The following is a 14,825-nucleotide window of genomic DNA, read 5'->3' as shown; positions in this document are numbered from 1 at the left end:
CCTGAAAAATGACACCTGAATCGGTAATGGTTATCGGGCACGATGCCATGCAAGTTGCGCTTGCCCTTGCCGCCCCGCTGCTGCTGGCAGCACTGGTCAGCGGCCTGCTAATCAGCCTGTTACAGGCAGCGACACAGATTAACGAACAAACGCTTTCCTTTATTCCTAAGATCCTCGCGGTGGTAACAACGATGGTGGTTGCCGGCCCCTGGATGTTAAACCTGGTACTCGATTATATGCGTACCCTGTTTAACAACCTGCCTTATATGATCGGATAATGATTCTTTTTGACAGCAATCAGCTTCTGTTCTGGGTAAGCCAGCTTTTCTGGCCCCTGGCGCGCGTCCTCGCCCTGATCATGACCGCGCCGCTGCTTAGCGAAAAAGCAATCAGCCGCAAGGTGAAAATTGGGCTGGGCGTGATGATAACCTGGGTGCTGGTTCCCTCGCTGCCGCCAACCAACGTGACGCTTTTTTCCGTTGGCGGCTTCTGGTTGCTTATTCAGCAAATTCTGATTGGCATCGCTATAGGTTTCACCATGCAATTCGCTTTTGCGGCCGTACGCACCGCAGGCGAAGTGATTGGTTTGCAGATGGGACTCTCATTTGCCACCTTCTTTGACCCCAGTAGTCGCCTTAATATGCCGGTACTGGCACGCTTTCTCGACATGCTGGCCTTGCTGCTATTTCTCTCCTTCAACGGTCATTTATGGCTCATTTCGATGGTAGCAGACAGTTTTCATACCCTTCCTATCGGGGCAGAACCGCTGAACGGCAATGCTTTCATGGCGCTAACCAAAGCGGCCAATTTAATTTTTCTTAATGGTATGAGGTTGGCGTTGCCGCTAATCACTCTGCTGCTCACGTTAAATCTTGCGCTGGGTTTATTAAATCGCGTTTCACCTCAGCTATCGGTTTTCGCCATCGGATTTCCAGTGACATTATCAATAGGTATGATCTTTATCATCCTGATGATGCCTCTCCTGGCGCCCTTCTGTGAACATTTATTCAGCGAAATCTTCGATCTTTTAGCCACCCTGCTACGTGAGCTATCAGTTAACAATGCTTAACTATAAACATAAAAATAGATAATAATTGTTAAGCGTTGTTAATAAGTCATGACAAATCCAACATCATTTTCCCCCCGCATACACTAAGGAAAATCTGATAATTCGTCAGCAGCGTTTAAAATCATTCTTATTAAATGGCGGTTAGCGTATTTTACTATCTCAAATCGTTGATTTGTAGCGAATGAATCTATGTCCAGAAGATACACAACCTCATATTTATATTGGAAAGTTTGCTCTAAGCTCTTTCGGCCTTTAAAGCTGACTTGCCTGTATGGCTTATGATGTTTCTCGCAAAATTATGCATTCAGGCCTTGAGACGCATTAAGGTTACGACCAACTTTAAGAATAGTCCTATCATGATTTATTGGATTTTACGCGATAGTGTTGCTGAAGATGAATAGCTGCATCAAATGCCGTGTTAAGTCAGATAGTTACGCACGATGACTGATAAATTACTGATGTTGGTGTTACGGCGTTTACTGCCATATCAAAAACGCTAATTATCAGTTGGCAAAAATAAGGTTGTCCACCACGCGATAGATGACAACGCTTTGCTGACTTGGGTAATTAGCGCAAATGCGTAATTCATCGTTGAATTTAACCTATAACAAATTGGTGAGGGTCGCTGTTATGCCGACGATTATTATGGATTCATGCAACTATACACGGCTGGGTTTGACTGAATATATGACTGTGAAGGGAGTTAAAAAGAAAAATATATCCCTAATCAATGATATAGAGCAGCTATATACCAAATGTCAGCAATTACAGCCTGGCGTGGTGTTTATTAACGAAGATTGTTTTATTTATGAGCCGGACGCCAGTGAGCGTATCAGAAAAATCATTCTTCAGAACCCGGACACGCTTTTCTTCATCTTTATGGCTATCTCCAATATTCATTTTGAAGAATACCTTTACGTTCGTAACAACCTGATTATTACCTCAAAAGCGATCAAGGTCTCCACTCTCGACTCTCTGCTGGTGAGCTATTTTCAGAAGAGATTGAATCCGTCCCCTCGCCCGGCGTTAAGTACCGAAGTACATCCGTTGACCCTTAGCCAAACCGAATCGAACATGCTTAAAATGTGGATGTCTGGCCACGATACCATCCAGATATCAGACAAAATGCAAATTAAGGCCAAGACGGTTTCTTCGCACAAGGGCAATATCAAGCGCAAGATCAAAACTCATAATAAACAGGTTATCTACCATGTCGTGCGTCTGACAGACAATGTCACCAGCGGCATTTACGTTAACGTCAGATAGCATACGTGACGAAACCGGCGGTAGCCGGTTTCGCTGTTCCCAGCTATTTTTTTACTCATTCAGCTGGCGGTCATATTAATCCATATTTAACGGCGAGCAATCACCCACACTGCGTGTATGATACCTGGAATATAACCGCATAGCGTTAGCAGTATATTTAGCCAGAAAGCCCCTGCAAATCCGACCTGCATAAACACCCCCAGGGGTGGTAACAGAATCGCGATAATAATACGTAAAAGATCCATAGACTCTCCAATAGTGTTTTTTTTCGGGATTAACCGAACGGGTATTATAGCAAATTAAACGCCACGCGTAGTCGACTTCTTCCGGCATCCCCTCGTTTTATAAGATAAGCTTTATCTGTATCTCTTCCCATAATGAGAAAAAATCAGGGATAGGCCTCTTTGGCCAGTTCAAAATGCGGGCCATCTTTCAACGTTTTCCAGTCTCCTCCCCATACGATAGGTGTCGACAGCTGAATAGCCGCCTGTTTCATCGCCTTAGAAACTAAAGCGAAGGCATCCCAGTCATGCCAAGGGATGGTGTGATTAACCCAGGGAGCAAGGTCAATCGCGTGTCCCGTAAGATGCCGGCTGTGCAACGTCTGACTTTTGCCGCTGCTAACAAGCTGCCGCTGTCTTGCCATATTTCGTACGCCTTCAATCACCCGGAAATCCATGTCTGTCTGATGCAGCGCCAGACGTACTACTTTGACCAAATCTCTATGCACGCCGCGCAAATTCTGTTCACTGATATGACTAAACTGATAATGTGCCATATTATTCTCCTTGATATATTTAGGTTATTCCCATTCACTGCCTGATAAATGAGAAAACGCCATGCCGCATTCAGATAATGGCGATATTTGGCACGTTAGCGCTATTTACATCACTAAGTTCATTGATATTTCTTATCTAGAAAATATAAAACGGTTAATTCTCGATAGTTGAAAACAATAAATTTTGTCGTATTTACGACAATAAAAGATAATAGCCTGCAGCCCTGATCGACAGCTTCAAAAAACCGTCGCGGTAAAGGGCCAATACAGGCCAACGAGCACCGTTTGATACCGGTCGCTCTACTTGATGTAGAATCAGATGGGTACATCGGCAGGATTATCTGCTGGTGATGCATGTGCAACAGATTGATGATTCCCACAATGGACGCGGCTGCGCGGCTGGCATCCTGGGCTATACTCAATGATTACACGGCAATTTTTCCTGTAGCGCATCATTATGAGGTATTGCCTATGCTCACATTGCAGGACCCATTAATTATCGTCACTGACCTTGACGGCTCGCTGCTAGACCACCACACCTACAGCTGGCAACCCGCAGCGCAATGGCTGCAACGCCTACAGACGCACCGGATACCACTAGTAATCTGCTCAAGTAAAACCGCAGCAGAAATTGCTCCTCTCCAGCAGGCTCTGGGGATCTGCCACCAGCCGTTTATTGCCGAAAACGGCGCGGTTATTCAGTGGCAAAGTCAGGATAGCTCCACGGCATTAAAGGCGTTGGGTGAAATCGACTATGACGCACTCTGCCACAGGCTACTGCAACTGAAACGGCAGTTCGGCTTTAAATTTACCGGATTTTCTGACGCCAGCCCGCAACAGGTCGCCGACTGGACCGGACTGACGCCGCACAATGCGGCCCTCGCCAAAATGCGGGAAGCTTCCGAGAGCCTTATCTGGCGTGACACTACTGAAAAATTTGAGCTTTTCCGTCAGCAGCTGGAAGCGCAAGGATTGACCCTGGTGCAGGGCGGGCGTTTCTGGCACGTGATGCGCAACGGTAGCGGCAAGGCAGAGGCGCTGAATGAGCTGTTACAGCATGATGCACTGGGCAATCGCCCTGTCACCGTCGGGCTAGGAGACGGCCCCAATGATTCCGCTATGCTTGACGCCGTCGACTATGCGGTGGTGATCAAAGGCTACAGTAAGAATCCTGTCATCCTGCAAAGGCAGGATAAACACCATATCTATTATACGACGCACTACGGTCCAGAGGGTTGGCGAGAAGGACTGGATCATTTTATCACTCGGTAAGCTGAAATGACCTTATTAGGGGAAGACGATGAGCGATTTCTATCAGAATGGTGTTATCACTAATTTTCATAATCTGACCGGACGCTCCGTTGAGTCGCTGGAAAAAGAGCTGGTTCGTTTCTCACGCAAACGCAAAATGGGATTGATTTTACCTTCGCTGTTTTCAGAACTGGAAGGTCCTGCGCTTGGCCATATTGTGGACGAATTGGCTAAGGTGCCGTATCTGGCTGAAATTGTTATTGGCCTGGATCGCGCCGACCGGGATCAATTTTTATACGCCCGTGAGTTTTTCTCCCGGCTGCCGCAGCGCCATCGTATTTTGTGGAATGATGGCCCGCGCCTGAAGGCGCTGGACGCCGAACTGGATAAAGAGGGGCTATCCCCCACGCAACCGGGTAAAGGCCGCAACGTCTGGTTTTGCTCCGGCTATACGCTCGCGTCCGACAAATCGAACTGTGTCGCGCTACATGACTGTGACATTGTCACCTACGAACGCGGCATGCTGGCCCGACTGCTCTATCCGCTGGCCAATCCCAGCTTCCAGTATGAGTTCTGCAAAGGTTTCTATGCGCGCGTAGCGGATAACAAGCTAAACGGACGAGTCGGCCGATTGTTGGTCGGGCCTTTGCTGCGCTCGTTGCAGCAGGTTTATGGTCATTCCGACTACCTCGAATATCTGTCCAGCTTCCGTTATCCGCTCTCCGGGGAATTTGCTATGCGCACCCATGTCCTTAACGGGATCAAAATTCCCGGCGACTGGGGACTTGAGATCGGGGTTTTGTCGGAAATATACCGTAACTACACCACTCGTCAGAGTTGCCAGGTGGAAATCGCCGATAATTATGATCATAAACACCAACCGCTGGCAGAACAGGACGGTACAGGTGGATTACTGCGCATGAGCAACGACATTGTGCAGTCACTGCTGCGCAAAATGGCAACCATGGGGGTGAATATCACCAGCGACTCGTTCCGCATTCTCAAAGCGACCTATTATCGTAATGCGTTGGATATGATGGAAATTTATAACCATGAGGCGACGATGAATGGTTTGAAATTCGATCAGCACATTGAGGAAGCTGCGGTTGAAATGTTTACCCAGGCCATTCTTGATGCCGGGCAGTCATTTATTGAGCGGCCAAATGAAAAACCTTTTATTCCGAGCTGGAGCCGGGTGCAGTCAGCCTTTCCCGACATTTTGCAACGTATCTATCAGGCGGTGGAAGACGATAATAGCGGAGACGTCTGACCGGCTGTATTAAAAGTCGTACCCGTAAAGCCGTTACGCAGTCGGTCTCTGCGCACGGCTTTATGATCAACTCTGCACATTGAGACGGATTGTAGCCTCAACTCCCCGTAAAATACGGGTATACTTCTGTTAGCTGAATCGGAACCGTCGGCACGCCGGGGGTACCGATACCCATTTTGCGAAGAGACTGTTTAACTGACTATGCCAGAAATCTACCGTTATGACCTGCCGTCGAGAGCAGGTGACCAGCGCCAGCTGGGCCAACTGACCGGCGCGGCCTGCGCCGTTGAATGTGCCGAAATAGCTGAACGACATCACGGCCCGGTTATGCTGATTGCACAAGATATGCAAAATGCGCTGCGCCTTCAGGATGAAATCAAACAGTTTACCGACCAACCGGTCATGGCGTTGGCAGATTGGGAAACCCTGCCCTTCGACAGCTTCTCACCGCACCAGGAGATCATCTCCTCCCGACTTTCTACCCTCTATCAGCTTCCCACGCTGGCTGCCGGCATTTTGATACTGCCGGTCAATACGTTAATGCAGCGCGTTTGCCCACACAATTTTCTGCACGGTCACGCGCTGGTGATGCAGAAAGGGCAGAGACTGTCGCGTGACACGCTGCGAGCCCAGCTTGAACAGGCGGGCTACCGCAGCGTCGATCAGGTGATGGAACACGGCGAATTCGCCACCCGTGGCGCGTTACTCGATCTTTATCCTATGGGCAGCGAACGTCCTTACCGCATCGACTTTTTCGATGATGAGATCGACAGTCTGCGCCTGTTCGACATCGACAGCCAGCGCACTCTGGAGGAAGTGGCGGCGATTAACCTGCTGCCGGCCCATGAGTTTCCAACCGATAAAAACGCCATCGAGCTGTTTCGTAGCCAGTGGCGTGAACATTTTGACGTGCGCCGTGAGGCTGAACATATCTACCAACAGGTAAGTAAAGGCACACTGCCTGCCGGAATTGAGTACTGGCAACCGCTGTTTTTTGAACAACCCTTACTGCCACTGTTCAGCTACCTGCCCGCCAATACCCTGTTGGTGATTTCAGGCGATTTGGAAGCGAGCGCCGAGCGTTTCTGGCAGGATGTAAACGCGCGTTATGAAAATCGCCGTGTCGATCCCATGCGCCCGCTATTGCCTCCTGCATCTTTGTGGTTACGCAGCGATGAGCTGTTCAGTGAACTGAAACAGTGGCCGCGCATACGGCTCAAAACCGAGCTGCTGCCCGTGAAGAGCGGCAATACCAACCTGGATTATGCGGCGTTGCCCAGCCTGGCCGTACAGGCTCAGGCGAAAGCACCGCTGGATGCGCTACGCCAATTTCTCGAATCCTTCAGCGGCCCGGTGGTGTTTTCGGTGGAAAGTGAAGGCCGCCGGGAAACCTTACAGGAACTGTTGGCGCGCATTAAGCTTAAGCCGGACGCAATCCACTCTCTGCCGCAGGCGCACGAGCCGGGGCACTATCTGTTAATCGGCGCCAGCGAACATGGTTTTATTGATGGTTTGCGCAATCGTGCACTGATCTGTGAAAGCGATCTGCTGGGCGAGCGAGTCAGCCGTCGACGCCAGGACAGCCGCCGCACCATTAACCCGGATGTGTTGATCCGTAACCTTGCGGAGCTTCACCCCGGTCAGCCGGTCGTGCATCTGGAACATGGCGTTGGACGCTACATTGGCCTGACCACGTTGGAAACCGGCGGTATTCAGGCGGAATATTTGATGCTGGCCTACGCCGGGGATGCAAAACTGTACGTACCGGTATCGTCACTGCATCTGATCAGCCGCTATGCCGGGGGAGCGGAAGAGAACGCCCCGCTGCATAAGCTGGGCAGTGATGCCTGGTCCCGTGCGCGGCAGAAAGCCGCTGAAAAAGTGCGCGACGTGGCTGCAGAGCTGCTGGACATCTATGCGCAGCGCGCGGCGAAAACCGGCTTTGCCTTTAAACATGATAAACAACAGTATCAGCTGTTCTGCGAAAGTTTCCCGTTCGAAACCACCGTCGACCAGGCACAGGCGATCAATGCCGTTCTGAGCGATATGTGCCAGCCGCTGGCGATGGATCGCCTGGTTTGTGGCGACGTCGGTTTTGGTAAAACCGAAGTCGCCATGCGTGCCGCTTTCCTCGCGGTGGAAAACCATAAGCAGGTAGCGGTGCTGGTGCCAACCACCCTGCTGGCGCAGCAACATTACGACAACTTCCGCGATCGCTTTGCCAACTGGCCGATACGCATTGAGATGATGTCACGCTTCCGCACGGCGAAAGAGCAGGCACAGGTGCTGGCAGACGCAGAGGAAGGCAAGGTCGATATTCTGATTGGCACCCATAAGCTGTTACAAAACGGAATTAAATGGCGCGATCTTGGCCTGCTGATTGTCGATGAAGAGCATCGTTTTGGCGTACGCCATAAAGAGCGCATCAAGGCGATGCGTGCAGACGTTGATATTTTAACCCTGACCGCCACCCCCATCCCGCGCACGCTGAATATGGCGATGAGCGGAATGCGCGATCTGTCGATCATTGCCACGCCTCCGGCGCGCCGACTGGCGGTGAAAACGTTCGTACGCGAATACGATGACCTGGCGGTGCGCGAGGCGATCCTGCGTGAAGTCCTGCGCGGCGGACAGGTTTACTATCTGTATAACGATGTGGAAAATATCGAGAAAGCCGCACAACGGCTGTCCGAACTGGTGCCGGAAGCCCGGGTGGCTATCGGTCATGGTCAGATGCGCGAGCGTGAGCTGGAACGGGTGATGAATGATTTCCACCATCAGCGCTTCAACGTACTGGTATGTACCACCATCATCGAAACAGGGATTGATATTCCGACCGCTAACACCATCATTATTGAGCGCGCCGATCGCTTCGGACTGGCCCAGCTGCATCAGTTACGTGGGCGCGTCGGGCGTTCTCATCACCAGGCCTATGCCTGGCTGCTGACCCCACATCCTAAAGCCATGACGACCGATGCGCATAAACGTCTGGAGGCGATAGCCTCGCTGGAGGATCTGGGGGCTGGATTCGCACTCGCCACGCACGATCTGGAAATCCGTGGTGCCGGTGAATTACTCGGTGATGGCCAGAGCGGCCAGATGGAAACCATCGGCTTTTCGCTTTATATGGAGCTGTTGGAAAACGCCGTTGATGCATTGAAGGAAGGTCGCGAGCCTTCACTGGAGGACCTGACCAGCAGTCAGACCGACATTGAGCTGCGTATGCCGTCGCTGTTGCCGGATGATTTCATCCCGGACGTCAATACTCGCCTGTCGTTCTATAAACGCATTGCCAGCGCCGGGCAGAGCGGCGATCTGGACGACCTGAAAGTGGAGCTGATTGACCGTTTCGGATTGTTGCCGGATGCGGCGCGCAACCTGCTGGACATTGCCGCGCTGCGTCTGGCGGCGATAAAGCTGGGCGTGCGTAAAGTCGAAGCCAGTGAGAAAGGCGGCTTTGTCGAGTTTTCTGAAAAAAACAAGGTTGATCCCGCGTGGCTGATCGGCCTTTTACAGCAGGAACCGCAGCACTGGCGTCTTGATGGGCCAACGCGCATCCGCTTTATACGCGACCTCTCTGAACGCAAAGTGCGCATAAAATGGGTGAGTGAGTTTATGAACAGGATGGTAGATAACGCCAGCGCATAACCGGCTGACCGTGGGGCCGCTGCTGTGACTGATGTAAAAAGGGGCATGTTCATCACATGCCCCTTTTCTATATAAAATGTAAAAAACCTGAAATTAGCCATCTTAGCGCACCAGACAAGTTCCACAGCGTTGACCTTGTCGAGATGTTATTTTCCGACCTGATTATGCGTTCAGGTTTTATCGCTCAGTATGAGCTGACCGTTGCCGTCGAGTGGGATGCGCGTACCGGGATCGTTATCCATACGGATTTTGCCCTGCTGATCGCCAATCTTATAGGTCACGTCATATCCCAGCCTTTTTTCCTGCTTCTCATACACGGTTTTGCAACGCTGTTCAGTGGTGGTGTAAGTATCCCGCTGTTGCAAAGCGCCCTGCGCCTGGTTACCGCCGTACCCGCCGGCTAGCGCTCCCGCTACCGTAGCCACATCACGACCGCGCCCTCCGCCAAACTGGTGGCCCAGTACGCCCCCTGCCACCGCACCTAATACCGAGCCAGCGATACGGTTTTCATCCTGTACCGGGCGACGATGGGTGAGCGTGACGTTGCGACACTCCTGACGTGGATTCTTCAACGTTTGCTTAATTTCAGTCGCTGAAAGCACCTGCGCATACTGTGGTGTGCTGTTGAACACATTCATGCTGGCAACGGCGGCAACGCCCAATGCTGCCGCCACACCGATGCCTACACCCGCTAACATTGATTTATTCACAGGAAAACCTCCTGACAGATTTACCGCGCATTCTTGCCTGAAGCCATTCAGTGGCAGCTATGGCATACCAGGTGTGCGCGCCGCGCCGTGGTATTTAAGTGAATTTTGCACCGGGTAAGGGAATGTGACTATAAGACTTTTGGAGAAAAAGCGCTGGCACTTTATTAAGATCAATAATTTAAGAGTGTTCTTAGCAATGCGGAGTGGTTAATATATAAACAACGGCTTATTGCTTCAAGCAATAAGCCGTTTTATCCGGTATGACTGATACCGCAGGCGGCAAAAGATTAATGTAGCTTCAGACGCGGGCGGATCACCCGGTTAATACTGCCAACCAGCATCATTAATCCGGTCTTGAAATAGCCGTGCAGGGCAATTTGGTGCATGCGGTACAGCGAGATATAGACCAGTCGCGCAATACGCCCTTCTACCATCATCGAACCGCGCATCAGGTTACCCATCAGACTTCCCACGGTGCTGAAACGGGACAATGAAACCAAAGAGCCGTGATCTTTATAAACATACGGCTTTTGAACCTGCCCTTTCATCTCGGCCAGTATGTTCGCCAACACGCGTGATGCCATCTGATGTGCAGACTGCGCACGCGGTGGAACAAAACCGCCTGACGGCAGCGCGCAGGCAGCGCAGTCGCCTATGGCATAAATATTCGGGTCTCGCGTGGTCTGTAACGTAGGTTCAACCACCAGCTGATTGATACGGTTAGTTTCCAGACCGCCGATCTCTTTCATAAAGTCAGGAGCCTTAATGCCCGCAGCCCACACCATCAGGTCGGCATCGATAAACTCACCGGACTTGGTATGCAGACCTTTTTTCTCTGCGCTGGTGACCATCGTCTGCGTCAGCACCCGCACGCCGATTTTAGTCAGTTCACTGTGCGCCGCACCGGAGATGCGTGGCGGTAATGCGGGAAGAATACGCTCACCGGCTTCGACCAGCGTCACGTTCAGGGCCTGACTATCCAACCCTTTGTAGCCATAGCTGTGCAGCTGTTTTACTGCGTTATGCAGTTCTGCCGACAGCTCAACGCCGGTTGCTCCCCCACCCACAATGGCGATATTCACCTTTTCCTGCTTGCCCTCACTGGCGGAGAATTTCAGGAACAGGTTAAGTATTTCATTGTGGAAGCGGCGCGCCTGATGCGGGTTATCAAGGAAAATACAGTTATCCTTCACTCCCGGCGTACCAAAGTCATTGGAAGTGCTGCCCAGCGCCATCACCAGCGTGTCATACTCCAGCTCGCGTTGAGGAACCAGCGTTTCGCCCTGTGCATCGACAATTTCAGCCAGCTGAAGTCGGTTATTCTCGCGATCGAGTTGGGTCAGTGTGCCAAGTTGGAAGCTGAAACCGTGCTTGTGGGCATGCGCCAGATAACTCAGGCCATCAATCCCTTCATCCAGTGAACCCGTTGCCACCTCGTGAAGTAATGGCTTCCACAGATGACTGTGGTTACGATCCACCAGCGTGATCTGGGCTTTCTTCTTACGCCCCAGCTTGTGCCCCAGCTGAGTAGCCAGCTCCAGACCTCCGGCACCTCCGCCGACAATAACAATTTTTTTCATAGGTGTTGTCAAACGACCCCCTCAAAAGTAAACCAATCGTTAATGAAAGGTTAATGAAATAACCTTAATTAACATAGGGTTGGCGATATTAATTCGCAAGCTGAAGCCAGAATAGCACGGGGGAAATCATCTGTTCTACGAAAATTGATCCAAGTCAATTTAATCAGCTCACTCAGCGTTGGCCGGAGTGCATTACCTGTGAAAATATCTGCCTTAGTGCGATCTTGCCGGGCAGAAAGACAAGTCAAATAAGGTCGATGAGAGTGCGGGTTCACGCGTTGCGGGGCATCGTGTCTGACGGTATGCCAAATAAAGGTTTTCAACAATGGGGGACTGGCGAACATTTACCGCGTTAGCCAGTCCTGCCGGGTTAATGATGTTTAAAAAGATCCGCTGCCCGCAGCGGCTTTGTGGTTCTGCCAGCGCGCCTGTAAACCCTCCAGGGCAGCGCTGGTTTCTTTCCAGCGCGACGAGTCGATAAGCTGCTGACGGGTAAAGTTTCCACGGTGATAAAGCCTGGCGACCCTTTCCGCCTCCATCCCTGGCAGGTTATCTAATACGCTTATCGCACCTTCCCGGTTGTTGCACACCAGAATCATATCGCATCCGGCATCCAGCGCCGCCTGCCCACGCTCGGCGTAGCTGCCCATAATCGCTGCGCCCTCCATCGACAAATCGTCGGAGAAAATCACCCCGTCAAAACCCAGCTCCTGACGCAATACGGTTTTTAACCAGTGCGATGAGCCGCTGGCGGGACGCGGGTCCACTTCCGTATAGATGACATGGGCCGGCATAATCGCGTCCAGCGCCTGTTCGGCAATAAGCTGCTGAAAAATGGGCATATCATGCCGGCGGATTTCCGCTTCGCTGCGTGTGTCTCGCGGCGTCTCTTTATGCGAATCGGCACTAACGGCACCATGCCCTGGGAAATGCTTACCGGTGGTTTTCATGCCGGCTTCATGCATCCCGCGAATAAAGCAGCGCGCCATCTGCAACGCGATGGCCGGATCTTCATGAAATGAACGCTCGCCGATAGCCGCACTGCCGTGACCAATGTCCAGTACCGGAGCAAAACTGATATCAATGTCCATCGCAATCATCTCTGATGCCATTAACCAGCCTGCCTGCTGCGCCAGCTTTTCGGCCTCTGGTGATGGGTTCAGCGCGGCAAATGCCTGCATCGCAGGTAGCCGGGTAAAACCGTCCCGAAAGCGCTGGACGCGCCCGCCTTCCTGATCCACCGCCACCACCAGCCGATGCCGCGAGGCAGCACGGATCTGTCGTACCAGCTCACGCAGCTGCGCCGGGTCATGATAGTTGCGGCTAAACAGGATCAGCCCCCCCGTTAGCGGGTGCTGTAAAATTTCGCGTTCTTCCGCATCCAGCTCGCAACCGAGCACATCTAACATTACCGGTCCCACAATTTACCCCTTAGCCAGTGACACGCTGCCAACCTTCCGCTGCCAGCGTATGAAAATATTGTTCGCCGCTCTGCTGCCAGCGCAGTTCGTACCAGCTGGTTGCCAACAGCTCAAGCCACGGTTGCCAGCGTGCCGCCTGCTGGTGCAGCCGTTCTTCATCGATATGTTGCAGCCGACTGTAGCAGGCTATCAGCCGCTGTTGTTGTGCGCTATCCAGCCCGTTGCCAGCGATCATCGCCGCCAGCTCCAGTGCCACATCACCGTCTCCGGCATACTCCCAGTCAATCAGCCTGAGCCTGTCGCCGTCAGCCAGCAGATTGCCGCTGTGAATATCCATGTGCAGTACGCCAAGACGTAATGGATGGGGTTCACGCAGACGTTGGCAGCGTTGTAATGCTCTCAGCCAGTGCTTATTCCGTCGCCGCGCATCGCTACGCTGCCAGTAACTCATGAGCAGCGGCAGCAGCTGCAAACGATAGCCCGTCAACGGCAGACGGTGCAGCTTCACCACTTCACCGACCAATGGCTCTAAGTTCTCCACCAGCTGCGGCGGCATGAGAGGGACACCCGGTTGCCAGCTGAGCAACAGCCAGTCACGACTGCATCCAAGAACCTGCGGCACCTGTCCGCTGCGACTCAACTTGCGCAGCAGCCGATACTCACGCTGGCGGTCAACGCCGGGCATCATCGCCCCGTGTGCCAGCCGACGGGCCAGCAACGTGGTATCTGCCAGCGAAACCTTCAGGCTGAAACCGCTTAACCCGTCAAGTGGTAAAAAAGAAGCGGCAGCGGATGCGGCCGGAAAGTGTTGCTTCAGCAAACGCTGAAGAGCGGGATCAGTGCACAACGTCACCGCTACCTGACCAGATTATCTCGCCGGTCTGTACCAGCATCAGCTGCATTTGCAGAGAAGGTGATTTGATATCCCCTTCGGCATTGCTGTACAGCACATACTGAGCGCCGACATAGCGCGCCAGACCAATGGCTTTACTGCGCGAAACCAGGCTGTCGTCCACCGACAAACCCAGGGTTTGCCTGGCGTCCTTCAGCTGCTGTGGCGTCACCAGAGTAAACCGACCATTGTTAGCCAGCGAGTTTTGCAGGGCATCTGTCGCTTTGGCGCTTTGCAAACTACCATTTGTACTATTTTTGACGTTGTCGACCAGCAGCACGTTACCCGCGCTGATACCGTCCGTTTTCAGCATCTGCGCCACCAGTGGCGACACGGTTGCTGACCAGTTCAACGTCTGTAGTTTCGGCGGCGGCGGCACATTCTGGCCCGGTTCTGGTTTTGGCTGTTCCGGCACAACCACCGGCGGTGGCACAGGTTCAACCGGTGCGGGCTTCTGCGGCTGCTGATTAATACAACCGCTCAGGATCAGTGCCAACATCAGCACGCCTGAACGCTTTATCATGGTCGAGCTCATTTGATAACTCCTTGCAAATACAGGTAGAGACGAACTTTACTCGCCGTGAGATTACCGGTTTGAGATGAGATGTCGGCTTTACCCTGTGCGGGCACTATCAGGGTATTTGGCCGCTCAAAAGGCAGTATTTCCAATCCCTTATCATCATACCAGTAGAAACGGTAGCTGACCTGAACCGGTTTGTCCTGCTGGTTGAACAGCACGGTTGACGCGCGTTGCTGCCCTTGCGACTCATTAATCGTCGGCGCAGCGGTAGTGATACCGGCCGACAAGACGGCGGATTCCATCACCAACGACTGTGAAGTATTGATGGTAGTGGGATTGCTGCTGCAACCGCTTAGCGCGGCCGGTAACATGATGGCAATAAGACTCGCCCGCATAGAGTTTTGTCCGTTTGGGTTGACG

At 52.2% G+C, this 14,825-nt stretch carries 14 protein-coding genes; 6 read left to right on the top strand and 8 right to left on the bottom strand.

Annotation, left to right across the window (positions count from 1 at the left end; genetic code table 11):
• Positions 1-8 precede the first annotated feature (8 nt).
• The 3 genes from fliQ to rcsA all read left to right on the top strand — a co-directional run bounded on the left by fliQ (position 9) and on the right by rcsA (position 2,335).
• The gene (gene fliQ / locus EPIR_RS07745) at positions 9-278 is read left to right on the top strand and encodes a flagellar biosynthesis protein FliQ (protein ID WP_012441723.1); all 270 of its coding nucleotides are present in this window, start codon (positions 9-11) and stop codon (positions 276-278) included.
• Positions 278-1,069 (top strand): flagellar biosynthetic protein FliR, encoded by a 792-nt coding sequence (gene fliR, locus EPIR_RS07740; RefSeq protein ID WP_023654782.1) that lies wholly within the window; start codon positions 278-280, stop codon positions 1,067-1,069. Before fliQ ends, fliR begins: the two co-directional genes overlap by 1 nt.
• 630 nt (positions 1,070-1,699) lie before the next feature.
• Complete coding sequence (rcsA, locus tag EPIR_RS07735) at positions 1,700-2,335, top strand: transcriptional regulator RcsA (RefSeq protein WP_048697104.1); 636 nt, start codon at positions 1,700-1,702, stop codon at positions 2,333-2,335.
• A gap of 86 nt (positions 2,336-2,421) precedes the next feature.
• Here the strand turns inward: rcsA and EPIR_RS18175 are convergent, their stop codons facing one another.
• On the bottom strand, positions 2,422-2,580 hold the full coding sequence (locus EPIR_RS18175) for a YqaE/Pmp3 family membrane protein (RefSeq protein WP_023654780.1): 159 nt from the start codon (positions 2,578-2,580) through the stop codon (positions 2,422-2,424).
• Between the two features lie 143 nt (positions 2,581-2,723).
• Positions 2,724-3,113, bottom strand: a complete 390-nt coding sequence (locus tag EPIR_RS07725; protein ID WP_023654779.1) for a M15 family metallopeptidase — start codon at positions 3,111-3,113, stop codon at positions 2,724-2,726.
• A gap of 471 nt (positions 3,114-3,584) precedes the next feature.
• On the opposite strand from EPIR_RS07725, the gene EPIR_RS07720 reads away from it, so the two are divergent.
• The 3 genes from EPIR_RS07720 (at position 3,585) to mfd (ending at position 9,282) form a co-directional block, all read left to right on the top strand.
• Positions 3,585-4,385: a mannosyl-3-phosphoglycerate phosphatase-related protein gene (locus tag EPIR_RS07720; RefSeq protein ID WP_023654778.1), complete on the top strand. Its 801-nt coding sequence runs from the start codon at positions 3,585-3,587 to the stop codon at positions 4,383-4,385.
• A 28-nt stretch (positions 4,386-4,413) separates the two neighbouring features.
• Entirely contained in the window at positions 4,414-5,634 is a 1,221-nt protein-coding gene (locus EPIR_RS07715; RefSeq protein ID WP_023654777.1) for a glycosyltransferase family protein, read from the top strand.
• A 201-nt stretch (positions 5,635-5,835) separates the two neighbouring features.
• A complete protein-coding gene (gene mfd / locus EPIR_RS07710; RefSeq protein WP_023654776.1) occupies positions 5,836-9,282 on the top strand; it encodes a transcription-repair coupling factor in 3,447 nt (1,148 codons plus the stop codon).
• 170 nt (positions 9,283-9,452) lie between these two features.
• Here the strand turns inward: mfd and EPIR_RS07705 are convergent, their stop codons facing one another.
• The 6 genes from EPIR_RS07705 to EPIR_RS07680 all read right to left on the bottom strand — a co-directional run bounded on the left by EPIR_RS07705 (position 9,453) and on the right by EPIR_RS07680 (position 14,800).
• Positions 9,453-9,992 (bottom strand): glycine zipper 2TM domain-containing protein, encoded by a 540-nt coding sequence (locus EPIR_RS07705; protein ID WP_023654775.1) that lies wholly within the window; start codon positions 9,990-9,992, stop codon positions 9,453-9,455.
• A gap of 287 nt (positions 9,993-10,279) precedes the next feature.
• A complete protein-coding gene (locus EPIR_RS07700) occupies positions 10,280-11,584 on the bottom strand; it encodes an NAD(P)/FAD-dependent oxidoreductase (protein WP_023654774.1) in 1,305 nt (434 codons plus the stop codon).
• A 368-nt stretch (positions 11,585-11,952) separates the two neighbouring features.
• Positions 11,953-12,981 carry a beta-N-acetylhexosaminidase gene (gene nagZ, locus EPIR_RS07695; protein WP_023654773.1) on the bottom strand — a complete coding sequence of 343 codons (1,029 nt, stop codon included), beginning with the start codon at positions 12,979-12,981 and terminating at the stop codon, positions 11,953-11,955.
• 22 nt (positions 12,982-13,003) lie between these two features.
• Positions 13,004-13,846 (bottom strand): thiamine kinase, encoded by an 843-nt coding sequence (thiK, locus tag EPIR_RS07690; protein ID WP_023654772.1) that lies wholly within the window; start codon positions 13,844-13,846, stop codon positions 13,004-13,006.
• Positions 13,830-14,420 (bottom strand): penicillin-binding protein activator LpoB, encoded by a 591-nt coding sequence (gene lpoB / locus EPIR_RS07685; protein WP_023654771.1) that lies wholly within the window; start codon positions 14,418-14,420, stop codon positions 13,830-13,832. Before lpoB ends, thiK begins: the two co-directional genes overlap by 17 nt.
• Positions 14,417-14,800, bottom strand: a complete 384-nt coding sequence (locus EPIR_RS07680; protein ID WP_023654770.1) for a YcfL family putative periplasmic lipoprotein — start codon at positions 14,798-14,800, stop codon at positions 14,417-14,419. The genes lpoB and EPIR_RS07680 overlap by 4 nt, the downstream gene beginning before the upstream one ends.
• Between the last annotated feature and the right edge of the window lie 25 nt (positions 14,801-14,825).

This window comes from Erwinia piriflorinigrans CFBP 5888, assembly GCF_001050515.1.
Classification (GTDB): Bacteria; Pseudomonadota; Gammaproteobacteria; order Enterobacterales; family Enterobacteriaceae; genus Erwinia; species Erwinia piriflorinigrans.
The sequence above is the reverse complement of the archived record's forward strand: the minus strand, read 5'-3'. Positions and strand labels throughout refer to the sequence as shown.

Bases quoted from the DNA above. Each gene is read 5' to 3' on its own strand.
- fliQ (WP_012441723.1), top strand. From the start codon at position 9: ATGACACCTGAATCGGTAATGGTTATCGGGCACGATGCCATGCAAGTT.
- nagZ (WP_023654773.1), bottom strand. From the start codon at position 12,981: ATGTTAGATGTGCTCGGTTGCGAGCTGGATGCGGAAGAACGCGAAATT.
- lpoB (WP_023654771.1), bottom strand. From the start codon at position 14,420: ATGAGCTCGACCATGATAAAGCGTTCAGGCGTGCTGATGTTGGCACTG.
- EPIR_RS07680 (WP_023654770.1), bottom strand. From the start codon at position 14,800: ATGCGGGCGAGTCTTATTGCCATCATGTTACCGGCCGCGCTAAGCGGT.
- EPIR_RS07720 (WP_023654778.1), top strand. From the start codon at position 3,585: ATGCTCACATTGCAGGACCCATTAATTATCGTCACTGACCTTGACGGC.
- mfd (WP_023654776.1), top strand. From the start codon at position 5,836: ATGCCAGAAATCTACCGTTATGACCTGCCGTCGAGAGCAGGTGACCAG.
- EPIR_RS07715 (WP_023654777.1), top strand. From the start codon at position 4,414: ATGAGCGATTTCTATCAGAATGGTGTTATCACTAATTTTCATAATCTG.
- EPIR_RS18175 (WP_023654780.1), bottom strand. From the start codon at position 2,580: ATGGATCTTTTACGTATTATTATCGCGATTCTGTTACCACCCCTGGGG.
- rcsA (WP_048697104.1), top strand. From the start codon at position 1,700: ATGCCGACGATTATTATGGATTCATGCAACTATACACGGCTGGGTTTG.
- fliR (WP_023654782.1), top strand. From the start codon at position 278: ATGATTCTTTTTGACAGCAATCAGCTTCTGTTCTGGGTAAGCCAGCTT.
- EPIR_RS07725 (WP_023654779.1), bottom strand. From the start codon at position 3,113: ATGGCACATTATCAGTTTAGTCATATCAGTGAACAGAATTTGCGCGGC.